This is a genomic window from Flavobacterium sp. PLA-1-15 (genome assembly GCF_049060005.1).
Classification (GTDB): domain Bacteria; phylum Bacteroidota; class Bacteroidia; order Flavobacteriales; family Flavobacteriaceae; genus Flavobacterium.
The window spans coordinates 16512-32366 of record NZ_JBMGQS010000030.1; the positions used below are offsets into that span (position 1 = coordinate 16512).

Annotated in this window: 17 protein-coding genes; 3 read left to right on the top strand and 14 right to left on the bottom strand. The window is 35.3% G+C overall.

Annotated features, from left to right (window positions below; translation table 11 throughout):
* Positions 1-48 precede the first annotated feature (48 nt).
* The gene (locus ACI6PS_RS14045) at positions 49-582 is read right to left on the bottom strand and encodes a hypothetical protein (RefSeq protein WP_421013204.1); all 534 of its coding nucleotides are present in this window, start codon (positions 580-582) and stop codon (positions 49-51) included.
* A gap of 109 nt (positions 583-691) precedes the next feature.
* Between ACI6PS_RS14045 and ACI6PS_RS14050 the strand changes: the two genes are divergently transcribed.
* Positions 692-2185, top strand: a complete 1494-nt coding sequence (locus ACI6PS_RS14050; RefSeq protein WP_421013205.1) for a glucosyltransferase domain-containing protein — start codon at positions 692-694, stop codon at positions 2183-2185.
* Between the two features lie 123 nt (positions 2186-2308).
* Here the strand turns inward: ACI6PS_RS14050 and rffA are convergent, their stop codons facing one another.
* The 12 genes from rffA to ACI6PS_RS14110 all read right to left on the bottom strand — a co-directional run bounded on the left by rffA (position 2309) and on the right by ACI6PS_RS14110 (position 13663).
* Positions 2309-3430 carry a dTDP-4-amino-4,6-dideoxygalactose transaminase gene (gene rffA / locus ACI6PS_RS14055; protein WP_421013206.1) on the bottom strand — a complete coding sequence of 374 codons (1122 nt, stop codon included), beginning with the start codon at positions 3428-3430 and terminating at the stop codon, positions 2309-2311.
* Positions 3417-4103, bottom strand: coding sequence for a GNAT family N-acetyltransferase (locus ACI6PS_RS14060; protein WP_421013207.1), 687 nt, complete (start codon positions 4101-4103; stop codon positions 3417-3419). The genes rffA and ACI6PS_RS14060 overlap by 14 nt, the downstream gene beginning before the upstream one ends.
* Positions 4100-5026 carry a glycosyltransferase family 2 protein gene (locus tag ACI6PS_RS14065; RefSeq protein WP_421013208.1) on the bottom strand — a complete coding sequence of 309 codons (927 nt, stop codon included), beginning with the start codon at positions 5024-5026 and terminating at the stop codon, positions 4100-4102. Before ACI6PS_RS14065 ends, ACI6PS_RS14060 begins: the two co-directional genes overlap by 4 nt.
* The gene (gene rfbD, locus ACI6PS_RS14070) at positions 5019-5876 is read right to left on the bottom strand and encodes a dTDP-4-dehydrorhamnose reductase (RefSeq protein WP_421013209.1); all 858 of its coding nucleotides are present in this window, start codon (positions 5874-5876) and stop codon (positions 5019-5021) included. The genes ACI6PS_RS14065 and rfbD overlap by 8 nt, the downstream gene beginning before the upstream one ends.
* Positions 5870-6421, bottom strand: coding sequence for a dTDP-4-dehydrorhamnose 3,5-epimerase (gene rfbC, locus ACI6PS_RS14075; protein WP_421013210.1), 552 nt, complete (start codon positions 6419-6421; stop codon positions 5870-5872). The genes rfbD and rfbC overlap by 7 nt, the downstream gene beginning before the upstream one ends.
* Before the next feature lie 3 nt (positions 6422-6424).
* The gene (gene rfbA / locus ACI6PS_RS14080) at positions 6425-7282 is read right to left on the bottom strand and encodes a glucose-1-phosphate thymidylyltransferase RfbA (protein ID WP_421013211.1); all 858 of its coding nucleotides are present in this window, start codon (positions 7280-7282) and stop codon (positions 6425-6427) included.
* Between the two features lie 11 nt (positions 7283-7293).
* Complete coding sequence (locus ACI6PS_RS14085) at positions 7294-8196, bottom strand: hypothetical protein (RefSeq protein WP_421013212.1); 903 nt, start codon at positions 8194-8196, stop codon at positions 7294-7296.
* 66 nt (positions 8197-8262) lie between these two features.
* Complete coding sequence (locus tag ACI6PS_RS14090; protein ID WP_421013213.1) at positions 8263-9954, bottom strand: DUF6909 family protein; 1692 nt, start codon at positions 9952-9954, stop codon at positions 8263-8265.
* Positions 9955-10039: 85 nt separating this feature from the next.
* Positions 10040-10942 (bottom strand): carboxypeptidase-like regulatory domain-containing protein, encoded by a 903-nt coding sequence (locus ACI6PS_RS14095; protein ID WP_421013214.1) that lies wholly within the window; start codon positions 10940-10942, stop codon positions 10040-10042.
* Complete coding sequence (locus ACI6PS_RS14100) at positions 10939-12438, bottom strand: GH3 auxin-responsive promoter family protein (protein WP_421013215.1); 1500 nt, start codon at positions 12436-12438, stop codon at positions 10939-10941. Before ACI6PS_RS14100 ends, ACI6PS_RS14095 begins: the two co-directional genes overlap by 4 nt.
* A 3-nt stretch (positions 12439-12441) precedes the next feature.
* Complete coding sequence (locus ACI6PS_RS14105; protein ID WP_421013216.1) at positions 12442-12792, bottom strand: SdpI family protein; 351 nt, start codon at positions 12790-12792, stop codon at positions 12442-12444.
* 1 nt (position 12793) lies between these two features.
* Positions 12794-13663: a M23 family metallopeptidase gene (locus ACI6PS_RS14110; RefSeq protein WP_421013217.1), complete on the bottom strand. Its 870-nt coding sequence runs from the start codon at positions 13661-13663 to the stop codon at positions 12794-12796.
* A gap of 217 nt (positions 13664-13880) precedes the next feature.
* On the opposite strand from ACI6PS_RS14110, the gene tatA reads away from it, so the two are divergent.
* Both tatA and ACI6PS_RS14120 read left to right on the top strand, forming a co-directional pair.
* Complete coding sequence (gene tatA, locus ACI6PS_RS14115; RefSeq protein WP_421013218.1) at positions 13881-14063, top strand: twin-arginine translocase TatA/TatE family subunit; 183 nt, start codon at positions 13881-13883, stop codon at positions 14061-14063.
* A gap of 153 nt (positions 14064-14216) precedes the next feature.
* The gene (locus tag ACI6PS_RS14120) at positions 14217-14588 is read left to right on the top strand and encodes a DoxX family membrane protein (protein WP_421013219.1); all 372 of its coding nucleotides are present in this window, start codon (positions 14217-14219) and stop codon (positions 14586-14588) included.
* Positions 14589-14618: 30 nt separating this feature from the next.
* On the opposite strand, the gene ACI6PS_RS14125 is transcribed toward ACI6PS_RS14120, so the two are convergent.
* A complete protein-coding gene (locus ACI6PS_RS14125; RefSeq protein WP_421013220.1) occupies positions 14619-15752 on the bottom strand; it encodes a hypothetical protein in 1134 nt (377 codons plus the stop codon).
* Positions 15753-15855 lie beyond the last annotated feature (103 nt).

The following is a 15855-nucleotide window of genomic DNA, read 5'->3' on the forward strand; positions in this document are numbered from 1 at the left end:
ACAAATTATTAGTTCCTTTAGTGATTTGTTTAATCTGTAAATATATTATTATTTTGCTAATTTTGGCAACTCTGCTGCCTGAATAGTTTCGTGCGGATATAATGATGGAAACTGTTTTACTCCATCAATTTTAATTGACTGGATAATACCTGTTGAAGCATCATAAGTACATTTTGATGTATCTGGTCTAAAGAAAACACCAATTTGTGGACCTTCTAAAACTCTAGTATTACCTAGATAATCAAAAGTCAACGTTTTAAGAACAATATCTTCTTGTGCTGGATTTTGGCCTAAATCTAATCTAAACTGAGTAGGAAAAACATCTTCAGGCAATACAAACTCTACAGTTTGTTCATTCGGCGATCCTATTACTTCTTTCCAAACTCCATCTTTGAAGTCTATTGATCCATCTTCTGTATATAATAAACAGAAATTTGCTGTTTGCTTTACTACAATCTTTATAGCTACTTTAAATGCATTTTTTGGCGCTTCTATTTGTTTCTCTGTAGCTTCTTTATCATTTTTACAACCTACGAAACTTAAGCTAATAAATAACGCTAAAAATATATGTCTTAATTTCATCTTGAATTCAATATTAAATTATTTCTTTTTTGTTGCAAATTAACTGATAATTTAATTCATTTACAAAATTATTTTTAACATTAGTAATCTCCCAAAACGTATGCAATATTTGAACAATTCAGATCACATTAAAAACTATAAATTACTATTATTTTCTTTAGCTGTTGCGTTATTGACTTATGGATTTGCTCTTACAAATTTCACTTTAACGATTGACAATGAAACGCCTATTTATTCTGATTTTGGATTAGAGTTTGGTAGGTGGGGGCAAAATTTGATTTTATATGAATTATTTGATGGCCATTTGCAGTATTTCACCTTATTGATTAGTTTACTTTTATACAGCTTTACGGGAGTACGATTGGCTAAAATTTTCAATTTAGAAAGTATTTCGGCCTATTTTTTTTGTGCCTTATTTGTAACATTTCCTCAAATATCTTATCAAGTTGTTTTTGCAATGATGGCATATATTGCTCCAATTGGAATTTTATTATCGGTTTTTAGCATAGAATTTTTTCTAAAAGGATTAGAATCTAAAGAAATTAAAAAGAAGTGGTTCAATTTTCTCTTAGCTACACTAGTAATCACGTTTCTTCTATCAATTTATCAGGCATTCATATTAGTTCCTCCGACTATATATGCTTTGCTTATTTTACAAAATACATTTAAAGATAATTTTAATTTAAAAACTGAAATTAAAAACATTTTACTCCTAATTTTACTTGTTATAATTTCAGTAATTTTATATATTATTTCCGTTAAAATTATTTGTCCTCCAATGGATAGTAATGGTTATTTATCCTCTTTTGCTTCTAACGGTAACGGATCAAATAATCATCTTTTAGATTTTTGTTTACTGTGGGGTGACAATCTTATTGGCAATTTTTATTATGGTGAAAGAACATTTATTATTACTACGGTATCAAGTATTGCACTAATCATCGGTTTTGTTTTGAATAAAAAACTAATTTTCATTAGAACTGCTGCAATACTTGTAATTTTACTACTTCCATTTTTCACTTCTTTCTTTATAACAAGCGGATATAACCCTCCAAGATTATATGTTACATCGAATATTGTCTACGCTTTTTTAATTGTATATGCGATAAATTACTTTAAGATTTTTGAGTATACTTTTACAAGAATCACTGTTATTTTAATTTGTACTGTGAATTTTTATTACATTACAAAACTGTTTTATTCATCCAACGAGATATACAAGCACGACCTTAGGATTGCTGAAAAAATAGACGGAATTATCCTAAGCAAATATCCTAATTTTCCGCTAACTGAAAAAAAAGTATATTTCTATGGTTACTTTCCATACGAATATCATAATCATCTTCGATTAAAAAATTCCGAAATTTTTGGTGGGTCTTTTTACAGTTGGGATAACGGAAATAATTTTAGAATTATAAATTTCTTCAGCGTTGCTGATGTTGCAGATTATTCTATTTTAAATACTAGAGAAGAGCTAGACAAAGTAAAAGATTCTATTGCCACAATGCCTGCTTGGCCAAGTTCAAATTCTATCAAAATGATTGATGATATAGTTGTAGTCAAATTAGGCGAGAGCAAAGGAATGCCGATGTATTTTGAGTAAATTCTTAATTGATTAGACAACTTCTTTATCTAAAAAAGCTATAAATTCTGTCCAAGAGTAATTTATAGCTTTTTTCCTTATTTGAAGTCCTTTAATTACTCCTGGATTATATATACTTAATTTCTATTTCAGTAAAGTAGTTATAACGGATTCTGTATCCAATTCAAAGAACAAAGGCAATCGCACCAAACAATCCGTATATTTATCTGTTTCAAGTAATAATTTATCTTCATTTGATTGTAAAAAAAATGGGCTTCTATGTAAACTTATATAATGAAAAACTGCCATTATCCCATTAGATTTTAACTTGTCGATAATTTGGGTTCTTTGCTCCAAACTTTTGCAAACTAAATAAAACATATGGGCATTATTTGTTGCATAATTAGAAACTTCTGGCATCATAATTTCATTGTCTTTTGCCCAATCACTTAACCGAGAATTATAATTTTCCCAATGCGCTTTTCTAACTTTTTGTATTTCCTCTAAGTTTTCTAATTGTGCCCATAAAAAAGCAGCAATTATTTCAGATGGAAGGAAAGAACTTCCAATATCAACCCAACCATATTTATCTACTTCACCCCTAAAGAAAGAAGAACGGTTGGTTCCTTTTTCCCAAATTATTTCAGCTCTGTTAATAAACTGTTCGTCGTTTACAGCCAGCAATCCACCTTCGCCTGCTATGATGTTTTTAGTTTCATGAAAAGAAAATGCCGCGAGATGTCCGATAGACCCTAATGCTCTCTTAATTCCATCTTTTCCTGTATAGTAACTATCTATTGCTTGTGCAGCATCCTCAACTACAAATAAATTATGCTTGTGGGCAATATCCATAATCACATCCATATTACAGGCAACTCCTGCATAATGAACGGGTACAATAGCTTTTGTTTTTGGAGTAATTAAAGCCTCAATCTTTGTTTCATCCATATTAGGATGATCTTTTCTAGAATCTACAAATACAATTTTAGCACCTCTAAGCACAAATGCATTTGGAGTTGATACAAAAGTATAAGATGGCATAATTACTTCATCACCTGGCTGAATATTGATCAGAATAGCCGCCATTTCGAGTGCGTCTGTACACGATGTTGTAAGAAGACTTTTTTTGAACCCAAATTTTTCTTCAAAGAAAGTTTGACACAGTTTGGTATATTTTCCGTTACCTGAAATTTTTCCAGATTTTACAGCATCTTCAATGTATAATGTTTCTTTTCCTGAAAGATAGGGTTTGTTAAATGGTATCATTTTTCCAATAATGTTTTATTGCCGTTTTGTTTTTTATAATGTATCCTTGCTTAGAATAAAAATTACAAGCCTGAATATTTGATAATTGAGTGGGAATAGTCAGTTGTTTTATCTCTTGCTTGAAAAGCAAATCCTCTAAATGAATTAGCAATTTTGCACCAATTCCTTTTCCTTGAAACTGAGAATCTACAGCAATTAATCCAACAGATGCAGTTGTGTTATTTACTTTATACGTTACAAATCCCTTAAGCTGATTTTCATCAAAATAGACTAAAACATCGTCGGCAAATTTTTTATTAACTGAATTGTCAATCCATGTCTGGTACAATTTCTTAAAATGCTCTTCTGTAAATTTAGTATCTAATAAAAATCGACTATTCTTGCCACTTTCATAAGCTAATAGATACAATTGCTCTTTGTTGATCTCAACTTCATCAAATCTAAAAATGGGTTCAATAGATGGAGTAATGTTTTCTATGTTTTTGATAAAAGTAACCTTTGTTTCTGAAAAAGTATTTTCAAATCCAGGCAAATCCAATGTCATATCTTCATTTGAAATTAAGTATATTAAATCATAACTAGAAAAATCTTTTTCTTCATAGTTGTCATCATATCTAATTTCTCCCACCTTTAAATTAAAAAAGTCAGAATCCCATTGAAGTGTTTTGATCATATTATTTCATCGATAATGTAAACCGGTCTGTTCTTGGTCTGGTCAAATATTTTACCAATATAGATTCCCGTGACACCAATTGTTGTGATTATCACTCCTGATAAAAACCATATCGAAACAATTATTGAGGTAAATCCTAAAACTTCTATTTCGTGGTGCAGTGCTTGATAAATGTAGTAAATACCAACGCAAAATGATATGAAGGAAATGATCATTCCAAACTTTACGAAAAGCTTTAATGGCTTATTGGAAAAAGAAATTATAGTATTAAAAGCCAGACTTACTAATTTAGATAAACTATAACTTGATGTACCAGATTCTCTTGGCGCATGTTCAACAACGATGGATGTCGATTTAAACCCGACAAATTCAACAAATAGAGGGAAAAACTTAATATAATCATCAATTTTTAGGATAGAATCGATAACCCTCTTATGATAAATTCCAAAGTTGGCAATTTCATTATCATATTTTGTATCCGTAAAATAGCCATAGACTTTGGAGAAAATCTTAGACGATAATTTTTTTAATAGTTTATCTTCTCTAGTTTTTCTTCTTGCCTGAACCACTTCATATCCTTCCTGCGCTTTTTTATAAAGTTTTACGATTTCCTTTGGTTGATCCTGCAAATCACAATCCATAACAACAATCCACTCGCCTTTTGCTTGACTTAATCCAGCCATAATAGCAGGATGTTGCCCAAAATTTCTGCTTAATCTGACGCTTTTTACTTTCGTATTCTTCGCAGATAATTCTCTCATTTTTTGCCATGAATTGTCTTTGCTTCTATCGTCAACCAGAATAATTTCATAGTCAACATTAAGAATATCTATAGCCTTTTCAATTTCAAAAACTAATTTATCTACAAAGTTTTCGGCTTTGTAAATCGGGCTGACAATTGATATTTTAGTGCTGTTATTCACTTTGTTCTTTTAAACTTTCTTCCCAATTACTGATTTTCAATCCAAAAATGTTTTTTATTTTTCCTTTATCCAAAACACTATAATTTGGACGTTTCGCTGGTGTCGGATAACTGCTCGTTGGAATGGGTTGTAAATCTATTTTAATTTTATGAATTTCAAATATTTTTTTAGCAAAATCATACCAAGAACATTGTCCTTCGTTGCTGAAGTTGAATATTCCTAAGTTATCGTTTGTAGGTTGTAGGTTGTAGGTTAATGCGATTGTCACTATGGCTTCCGCTAAATCTACAGCATTTGTTGGTGTTCCAACTTGGTCGTTTACTACAGAAAGAGAATCCCTTTCGCTTCCCAACCTCAGCATCGTTTTCATGAAATTATTCCCAAATTGCGAATAAACCCAAGAAGTTCTGATGATAAAATGCTTTTCCCAAAGCTTTTGAATGGCTTTTTCCCCATCCAACTTTGTTTGACCATAAACACCTGTAGGATTTTGAATATCTTCTTCGGTATAAGGCTTTGAAACATTTCCATCAAAAACAAAATCAGTAGAAATATGGAGTAAAACAGTATCAAATTCTTTACAAACTTTTGCTAGGTTTTCTGCTCCAGTAACGTTTATGGAATAGGCTTTTTCAGGTTCGCTTTCCGCTTTGTCCACAGCTGTGTAGGCTGCAGTATTAATGCAAAAATCAGGTTTCGTTTTAGAAAAAATGGTTTTGCATTTTTCTAAATCGGTGATATTTAATTCCGATGAATTGTAAAAATGAAAGGTAATTTCAGGATAATTTGGTGCAATAAATTGCAGCGATTGTCCCAATTGTCCTGAAGCTCCAGTTACAACTACTACCATGCTTTTTTGGCGTTATCAATCGTTGGCTGGACTCTATCTTTCTCGGAAATTATCAACTCTTCTCCCGATAATTGCCAATCGATGTTTACTTTTGAATCGTTGTAGATAATTCCACCTTCGGATTCCTTATTGTAAAAATTATCGCATTTATAGAAAAACGTGGCTGTTTCGCTCAATACCAAAAATCCGTGTGCGAATCCTCTCGGAACAAAAAAATGCTTCTGGTTTTCTGCCGAAAGCAATACCGACACATATTCTCCAAAAGTTTCAGAATCCGGACGGATATCAACCGCAACATCCAAAACTTCGCCCGATAAAACTCGAACCAGTTTTGCTTGTGCGTGTTCGCCCGTTTGATAATGCAATCCTCTCAAAACTCCTTTTGAAGAATAGGATTGGTTGTCCTGCACAAAATGAATCTCTTGACCAATTCCTTCTTGAAAACGTTTCTCGTTGAAGCTTTCCATAAAATAGCCTCTTTCATCAAAAATAACTTTTGGCTCTAGGATATAGCATCCCTCTAATTTTGTTGGTATGAAATTCATATTTTATATAATGCTTAGCAAATGCTTGCCGTAACCGCTTTTTAATAATGGTTTGGCCAGTTCTCTTAACTGTTCTTCATTGATAAAGCCCATCTTGAAAGCCGCTTCTTCAATCGAACCAATTTTTAGTCCTTGTCGCTCTTCAATAACTTGAACAAATTGTGAAGCCTGCATCAGGGAATTAAATGTTCCGGTATCAAACCAAGCGGTTCCGCGGTCTAAGATACTGACTTTTAGTTTTCCTCTTCTCAAGTACTCTTTGTTAACATCGGTTATTTCAATTTCTCCTCTGTTGCTTGGTTTTATATTGGCTGCAATTTCAACCACATCATTGTCGTAGAAGTAGATTCCCGGAACGGCATAATTTGATTTTGGCGTAAGCGGTTTTTCTTCGATAGAAAGTACTTTCCCATTTTCATCAAAATCAACCACACCATAACGTTCTGGATCATGCACATGATAGGCATAAATGATGCCGCCATCTGGATCATTATTGGCTTGAAGTAAATCTGAAAGTCCTGTTCCGTAGAATATATTATCTCCTAAAACCAAGGCTACTTTATCATTCCCGATAAATTCTTTTCCGATTATGAAAGCTTCCGCCAAACCGTTTGGCTGCTCCTGAACAGCATATTCAAATCTGCAACCCAATCGAGATCCATCGCCTAATAATTGTCTAAAAAGTGGCAAATCATGTGGAGTAGAGATAATTAATATCTCTCTAATTCCCGACCAAATCAAAGACGACAAAGGATAATAAATCATCGGTTTATCATAAATTGGCATCAATTGCTTGCTAACCGCCAGTGTTAATGGATGCAAACGTGTTCCCGAACCTCCTGCTAGAATAATTCCTTTCATAACAATTTAAATTAGTCGTTGTTGATAAAAATTGCTCGATTTTTTCTATAAAAAAGAAACAGAAGTTTCCCGATTACATAAATAAAAACAAGGATGAAGGGGAAAATAATTTTACTAGAAGATGGTTTTTCAATATTGGTAATATTACTAACATCTTTTACAATTTTCTCATAGTTTACCAGTTCAAGCCTTCTATTTCCCTGCTCCGTGATAAGATTATTTTTGGTTTGTAAAACCTCTTCAATTTGCGTATTTTCATTATAATAAACCAAATTCACATTATTTGTTCCTTTATTGTCAGAGAACCGGTCTAATAAAGCATTTATTTGCCCTAATGTTTGTTCGTTGTATTGCATTTTTTGTTTAACATTCTCTATAATTTTTTCTTGAATTATCTTATAATAGGAACTATTGTTGAAACTTGAAAGCAACGGATCGATTGTATTGGCTTTAGTAATCTTTCCCTTGGTTGAAAAAGTAATAACATGATACATATAATTTTTACTTGTAATCCTATCTTTTAAAACTTTATCTATACTACCATCTTCTGACATTAATTTTATCAAATCAAAATTCTCCTCACTATCTCTTATGAAATTATAAGGATCCACGATGGGTTCTATTTTTAACTTAGAAATATTTTTAGGATATTTTAATCCTAACGATTGCAAAAAGAGCGTATCTCGCTCATTTATTTTTGAATTGATCAAATCAACTTTACTATACAAATAATCTGTACTTGAAAAATTCGGAATAACTATTAGCTCATGATTATAGAATTTCTCTTTGCTGTCAAAAAAATAACCAATCCCAACGCCTAAAACAAAGAGAATAAATATTACAATAGCATTTTTTATAAAAAATCGGATGGTGTTGAAAACAAAGGCTTGAAACCTTGTACCAATTCTACTCAAAATCTTCGACAAATCTACTTCCTGATTGTCTGAAACATTATTTGGGGTAGTACTCATTGTAACTAATTATTTTACGTTAAAAATTTGTTCTAATATCTTAATGGTAATCAAATAGGTTGGCTTTACACCTGTTGTTCCTAATCCGCCCGAAGCCAAGGTGCTTCCCGTTTCCAAAGGATTGTCCGAAGCATAATACGCATAACGAACCTTTACATTCTGTGGAATACTTTTTCTAATTTTTGATGCCGATTGGATGGCTTTTTGATAGTAAGCTCCTTCCATCTCCAATCCAATAACCTCCCAGGTAGATTCGTGGAAGAATTTCAGCAAATCTTTATTTTGAAGTGATGTTCCCAAAACCGTAACCATCGGACCAGCAAAAACAGGAATTCCGTTTCCGTCAAACATTTCCTTGGTCAGCTCGTTATCAAACGGATAATTATCTGCCGTTCCTTCGTTGATGTGTGCCGACGGAATCATGATATCGCCCTTTCCTCCTTCTAGGATTCCGGCTTTCCCCATGATTGAAACTGACTCCACATTGAGGAAAATTTTGGTTTTTCCGTCTTTATAAGGTTTCAATAATTCATCGATGGTTTCAAAAGCCTGCTCTCCAAAAGCGTAGTCCATTACAATGATTACTGGAGCATTTTCACCAATTTGTGCCTTCGGGAAAGCTGTTTTCTTGAAATCGAATTTGGCCGAATCAAAAATCTGAACATCAATATTGGTTCCCGATTGGTCCGGCATTTCAATCATTCCGTGCAGTTTTGCAAACTCTTCTACTTTCGTGCGAAGTTCCTTGTTTCCAGATGCACTCAAATCTTCATAAATAACATACTCTTCTTTCGATTTGTATTTTGAGCCCAAAACATGCGGTGCAAAAATCGAATTCATCACACTGTGCATGTTCGCACTGATGATATGTATCGGACGTTCCAAAAGATTATTTTCCTTCAATACTTCCTTGATGCTGGTTGCCCAAATTTCTCCGTGTATGTGATGTCCTAAACGTTCTCTCAAAATCGGACTGAAAGTAATCGTACGCTTATTGTTGTTTACAATTTCATCAATCGCCAATTTACCCAACCAATACACTACGTGCAAGAAACGGTCAGGTTTTTCGGTCGTCCCGAAGTTGTCGTAAATGTCTAAAACCTCAGCAAAACTTCTTCCCAATACATTTGCTGCATGCGAAATAGCAATCTCTTTTTCCTTTAAGGGTAATTTTTTATTCTGAAGCACTGCCTGTTCTAGCTTCTCCCAGTCCCTAGTCAGTTCCACTTCAATATCGTCAAGTAGAACCCTGTCCTTGATTTTGTGCGATTCGATAAAAATAAACGTCAAGTGCGTCAAGATATCATAAATATCCGAACGGCCTCTTGTTATTTCCACATTCATTTGCTCCTCATCAATACGGTAGCAGTTACGCTTTCTCTTTGGAGGAACAATAGCTTGGAAATGTGATTTTGAATAGCCCTCGTCTGAAGTCAGGTTGATAAAACGGCATTCCTCAATTCCTACAGGAAGCCTTTCTATAACATATAGAAGTCCGTTTAATTCTACTTTTTCATCGGCAATGCTGCCATAAATTTCTGGTCGGAGTTGCAATAATGCTTCTCTCAAAGTTTCTCCTGAAATACCCATTGGCTTATAAAAACCTCTGTTGAATAAATGCCTCATGGTAATGTACAGTCTTTCAATAGCTGCTGAAGACTCTTGCGCTCTTGAGCGCGAAATGTTTTTGATTTCTTTCATTCTTTTTATTTTCTAACCGACAAATGTAGGTTTTTTATTTTTATTTCGTTAAATCAAGGCTGTTACTTACACATTTATTAGATTATTAATCTGTAAGTATTAAGTTAATATTTGGTTCATAAACGCTTCTTGTTGTCGAATAGGCATTCAATTCCTCTTTGGTCAATTTGATCCACCTTCCACCAGAATAACTGAATAAATAATCCTTTTCTACCGAATTATAAAGCACCAATGGCGAATAGGTAATCTGTGTTTTTGTGGTGTTTGAGTTATAATCGGTGATGGTTTTCTCGAGTTTGTTCTTTGCAATAATCAACTTCTCAAACGCCACAAAGATGCCATTTTTCGGCATTTGGATATTAAATTCACTAATGTCTACCTTGTGCTTGAAAATCCCTTTTCGCAACGTCACGATATAATCCTTGCTCAATAATTCTTCTCCAGGAAAGCCGTTTTCATCCACTTCATACAAATGCAATTTTATGGTTGCATTTTCCACTTTGCTATCAGTCAGGATGGTTACTTTCTGGATCCACTTTGTTTTTGCATATTCTTTTTGGTACGGGAAAAACTTTGCATCCATCCTTGGTCCGTTGTCAAAAGCTTCCTGGATTATGCTCTTGGTTTTACCGATTTCAACCTGTCGTTTTTCTTTTTTATTGGTGATGGTAACACCGCCCAGCTCCAAAGCCGAAGGCGATAAAAATACCGATGCCGATTCTGAAACTTTTAATACTTTCCGCTCATATCCCAACACCGAAAATACCAAATTTTTGCTCTTATCATCGGTATTGATGATGAACTCTCCGTTTTCTTCCGCCGTCGTTCCGATGGTTTCATTTTCTACCCAAACACTCACATACGGAATCGGTTGATTGGTAAGGCTGTCTTTCACGACTCCTATGGTTTGCGAAAAACCAAAAAATCCCATCAAAAGAAACACCAGTAAATATCTTTTCTCTTGCCTCTTGCTTCTTTTTTCTTTCATCTTTTGCCTAATTCATCCACAATTTTTCGGTCGTTGCTCAACCTCGGAATCTTATTCTGTCCCCCCAATTTCCCAATCGATTTCATATACTCTTGAAAGCCATTTTTCGAAACTTTCGTCACTACAAGTTTTCGCAACACCTTCCCTACAATCAAATCATCGTAATATACATTCTGTTTGCGCATCGCATCATCAATCGCTTCCGCAAAATGCTCTAAGTTGTCCGGTTCTTCCGAAGCTTCGGTGTCAAATTCAATAAACCATTCGTGATACGGCAATCCTTCTTTCGGTGTAATTTGTGGCGCAACCGTAAATTCGTTTACACGGATATTCGTTCCTTCCATCGCTTCTTTCAACGCTTCCTCGACTTCCTTTCCAATCACGTGCTCGCCAAAAGCCGAAATATAATGCTTGATTCTACCTGAAACAATCACACGATACGGTTTCAACGACGTAAATTGAACGGTGTCGCCAATATTATAGCCCCAAAGTCCGGCATTGGTCGAAATAATCAGCACATAATTCACGCCCAATTCTACTTCGCCAATTGTATATCTTCTTGGGCTTTCGCCGAAAAATTCCTCTGATTTTATAAATTCATAAAAGATGCCCGCCTTCAAAATTAACAACATCCCTTTCTCTTTTTGCGAATCCTGATAGGCAAAAAACCCTTCCGAAGCCGGAAAAAGCTCAATCGAATCTACTTTCCTTCCGATAAGGTTTTCAAATTTCGCCCGATACGGTTCATAATTCACTCCTCCATAAATAAACAGATTAAAATTTTTAAAGATTTCGCCGACAGGTTTGCTCGCTTTTTCTTTGAGCTTTTCAAAATACATCTGCACCCACGACGGAATTCCAGAAATAACCGCCATATCCTCGTTGATGGTTTCCTCCACAATAGCATCTACCTTGGTTTCCCAATCTTCGATACAATTCGTTTCCCAACTCGGCATCCTGTTTTTCTGCAAATATTTCGGAACAAAATGTGCCACAATTCCCGATAATCTCCCGAATTGAATACCATGCTTTTCTTCCAAAATCGGACTTCCCTGCAGGAAAATCATCTTTCCGGAAACAAAATCGGCATTGCCTGTTTCGTGGATGTAATGCAAGATGGCGTTTCGGGCCGCCTGGATATGAAACGGCATCGATTCTTTCGTAAGCGGAATATATTTTGCTCCTGAAGTAGTTCCCGATGTCTTTGCAAAATAAAGTGGTTTACCTTTCCACAGTACGTTTTCCTCCCCTTTTACCACCTTGTCAACATAGCTTTTCAAACCTTCATAATCCCTTACGGGAACATTTTTGGCAAAATCTTCATAGGTTTTTATGGCATCAAACTGATGATCCTTGCCAAACTGTGTGTCTTTCGCTTCACGCATCAAATCCTTGAATACTTTTTGCTGGGTCGCAACAGGATCGTTCGCCCATTTCTGAGTTTTATTGTATATTTTTTTTGCAAATATCTTGGCGGCTATGGATTTTAATGACATCGTTTAATTTTTAGGAAATCTCGTTTTCAAGGCTTTTTCGGTTGCATAAAAAAGATAGGCGATACCCACCGTCAACAATACAATTTGCACGATAAGCTGCACAACCTCATTCAATTCTATCAAAAGAGTAATCATCGAAATCAGTATGAAGAATACCCCTACTGTTATCATTTTTAAAGCTGAATATCTTTGGGCAAAGTGCCATCGCTCCTCACTCGCCATCGAACTTTTAGTTCTGTAACCATACAAACTGTTGATTTCTTTTGGTCGAAAAACATATTGGACAATACCTGCCAAAGCAAATATGCCACTTGTTAACAAGCTAATCTGAAGTACATTTTCTGTCCATTCCATATCATTCAAAAGCTATAAATTGTGTAGGGTCTATCGGATATCCTTCCTTCCAAAGTTCAAAATGCAGATGAATCCCCGTCGATTGTTCACCGGTTGAACCCGCAACGGCAATCACCTCGCCGGTTCGCACCGTATCGCCTTGGTCAACCGTCAGCGACTCACAATGTTTGTAAACCGAAAGCAATCCATCGTTATGGCGCAAAATCACCACGTTTCCATTCGTTGGCGTCCAATCTGCGAAAATTACCGTTCCATTCGCAACCGATTTTATCGGCGTGTTTTTTGCCAAGGCAATATCCACGGCATAATGCTTGTTCTTTGCGCTATATCCTTCCGTGATATGGCCTTTTACAGGAGCAAAAAGCACGGTCCCCACTTTTGGTTTTGCCTGTTCAAACAAATTGTATTTATCCTCCTGCTCCACTTCCTGGCGAAGTTTTTTCTCGTCTTCCGTTGCCGTAAGGTTCAGTTTCGTAAGGTCGTCGCTGTTCCCTGCCTTGATCGAATCCTTGCTCAGATGTGCATAATCTACATCGCCCGTCAATACTTTTCGGATGGAAGCAATATAAGCCTCATTCTTATGAAGCGCCTGTTCCAGAGAGTCGGATTTCAGTGCCAATTCAGTAGCTTCCTTTTTCAGTTTGGAAGACGAATAACCCGGAATATATTCGCGCAATGGCGTAAAGGCAATGATAAAAGTAGTCACAAAAATAATGATGATCGCGCCAAGGGTAGCCACCACAAACACGTTCATCAACGTCAGTTTCAGCGAAAAAATCTCCTCAAAAGTATCCTCGTTCAAGATAACCAATCGGTTCTTGGTGAACAATTTCTTCTTGATGACCTGCCTTTTGCGTTTTTTCACTGACATCTATAGGGGTTTATGCAACAAATATAGCAATTTAAAGCATTTTCGGGATTGCCAAATCATCAATTATTGGTGGTTTTTTGGTAGAAATTCCGCTCACAATCCCACCTTTAACGTTCTTTAACGATAAATAATTGCGCTGTCAATCAAACCAAAACGAATTTCTGTTTATCTTTGCGCCATATTTTTACAAATTCGCGAAAGCATAAATTTATATATTATGGGAAGATTAGGAGGAATGGAATGGATTCTGATAATTGCGGTGGTTTTATTATTGTTCGGAGGTAAAAAAATTCCAGAATTGATGAAAGGACTAGGAAGTGGTATCAAGGAATTCAAAAATGCATCCAAAGGAGAGGACGACCAACCCGCTTCGAAAAAAGAAGAAGAAGAGAAAAAATAAAACAAAAGCTTTCCAGAAATGGGAAGCTTTTTTGTTTCAGATTATTTATAATCCGTGGTAAATCCATGGTAATAAGACAACGATTTTATTTTTCAAAAACCAATCCCATAATTTTTTAAATTAGCACTAACCAACAACTTAAAAAATTATAAAATGAAAATCGTAAAAACAATCCTCTGTACCCTTTTCGGTCTCATGTTCATCAACGCTGGCCTCGACAAGTTCTTCCATTACATGCCGATGCCCGAACTAACACCCGAAATGATCAAGCTCTACGAAGCCTTCGGAACCCTCGTATGGCTCATGCCGCTGATCGCCTTTATCGAACTACTCGGCGGTCTGCTCTTCATCATCCCAAAAACAAGAGCTTTGGGAGCCATCGTCATCCTCCCCATAACAATTGGAATCATCATCCACAATGCAGTCTTCATGCCCGAAGGGCTCGCCATCGCCGGACCATTTTTCCTCATCAACCTCTGGATTATCGTTGACAACTGGCCAAAATACAAACCAATGTTTTCATAACAAAAAGGCCTCAAGTGATTGAGGCTTTTTTTATTCTTTCCCATAATACTCAATAACCCTTTCCGCCATAATTGTCGGTTCGTCCTTATTCTCTTCCAGATACATCCTGCATTTAATCCAGTTGTTGTGGCGGTCATACTCATAGTCGTACTTCATCGTCAGGGGACCTCCATCCCAGGTGGTAGTATATTCTGGTTGCTTGTCCCAGCTCTCCCTAGGATTATTGATATGGTTAATCTCAATCATATCACCCTGCTCGTTGTAATACAGTATTGTATTCTGCCTATAATAGCCCCCCATGGAAGGGTCGATCATAAAACGCTTGATCGTAGCCACAAAATTCTTATCGGGATGATAGATATACTCGTCCTTTTGCACAACCGTAGTCCCGCAGTTCAAGCTCGTTTCTATAACCCTGTCCCTATCATCATATTTGTAGCTCAGATGTGCATCGTCGCAAAGACCTATCGTAGAAGACATTTTCGTAAAATTGCCTAATTCTCTACCATACTGTCCAGCAAAAAGGCTTTGCTTGATTAATCTATCTTTATCATCATATTCATAAACCTTAAGGATATGTAAATCCTTATCTGTAATCTCTCCTGTTTTATCATCACTAATTGTGTAAGAAAAATCTTTAATTATACTGCCCTTGTCATTATATATATAACTGTATATGTGTTTAAATATGAACACATCGGGGTGAGTTATCTTAACAGTATAATTTATATCAATCTTATCTTCTATATATACAGGATAAACTTGTTCTTTTTTTATTTTAAAATTGTATTTTGAAGTTCTATCTTTATTATTATTGTCAAATTCATAAAACTCCGCTTTACTTGAATCAACCGGAGCATCTGCAAAATCGGCTTTTCCTGAAAAAAGTATTTGCTTTTTAAGCATTCCATAAGGGTCAAACTCAACATAAAAAGGTTGTCTATTAAAATTTCTTATAATAACCCTCCCCCTTTCGTCCTTACCTAGTCCCTCCTTAACATACGAATAAAAAAAGCGAGCAGACTTTACCGAGTCTTTTAAATTGAAGGCATACTCTGTGGCGTTTTTTATAACTTTTACTCCGCAATGCATTTCAGTTTCCTGCGAAAAAACCCCCGAAGAAACCAAAACTACTATTCCAACAACCATCCTTATGTTCAACATATTTCCCTAATTTAGATACCCGAAAATTCAATCTTCAATCTTCAATCTTCAATCTTCAATCTTCAATCTTCAATCTTCAATCTTCAATCTTCAATCTTCAATC

Coding starts and splice junctions, on each gene's coding strand:
- ACI6PS_RS14105 (WP_421013216.1), bottom strand. CDS start 12,792: ATGGAATGGACAGAAAATGTACTTCAGATTAGCTTGTTAACAAGTGGC.
- ACI6PS_RS14090 (WP_421013213.1), bottom strand. CDS start 9,954: ATGAAAGAAATCAAAAACATTTCGCGCTCAAGAGCGCAAGAGTCTTCA.
- ACI6PS_RS14110 (WP_421013217.1), bottom strand. CDS start 13,663: ATGTCAGTGAAAAAACGCAAAAGGCAGGTCATCAAGAAGAAATTGTTC.
- rffA (WP_421013206.1), bottom strand. CDS start 3,430: ATGATACCATTTAACAAACCCTATCTTTCAGGAAAAGAAACATTATAC.
- ACI6PS_RS14120 (WP_421013219.1), top strand. CDS start 14,217: ATGAAAATCGTAAAAACAATCCTCTGTACCCTTTTCGGTCTCATGTTC.
- tatA (WP_421013218.1), top strand. CDS start 13,881: ATGGGAAGATTAGGAGGAATGGAATGGATTCTGATAATTGCGGTGGTT.
- ACI6PS_RS14100 (WP_421013215.1), bottom strand. CDS start 12,438: ATGTCATTAAAATCCATAGCCGCCAAGATATTTGCAAAAAAAATATAC.
- rfbC (WP_421013210.1), bottom strand. CDS start 6,421: ATGAATTTCATACCAACAAAATTAGAGGGATGCTATATCCTAGAGCCA.
- rfbD (WP_421013209.1), bottom strand. CDS start 5,876: ATGGTAGTAGTTGTAACTGGAGCTTCAGGACAATTGGGACAATCGCTG.
- ACI6PS_RS14125 (WP_421013220.1), bottom strand. CDS start 15,752: ATGTTGAACATAAGGATGGTTGTTGGAATAGTAGTTTTGGTTTCTTCG.
- rfbA (WP_421013211.1), bottom strand. CDS start 7,282: ATGAAAGGAATTATTCTAGCAGGAGGTTCGGGAACACGTTTGCATCCA.
- ACI6PS_RS14045 (WP_421013204.1), bottom strand. CDS start 582: ATGAAATTAAGACATATATTTTTAGCGTTATTTATTAGCTTAAGTTTC.
- ACI6PS_RS14095 (WP_421013214.1), bottom strand. CDS start 10,942: ATGAAAGAAAAAAGAAGCAAGAGGCAAGAGAAAAGATATTTACTGGTG.
- ACI6PS_RS14060 (WP_421013207.1), bottom strand. CDS start 4,103: ATGATCAAAACACTTCAATGGGATTCTGACTTTTTTAATTTAAAGGTG.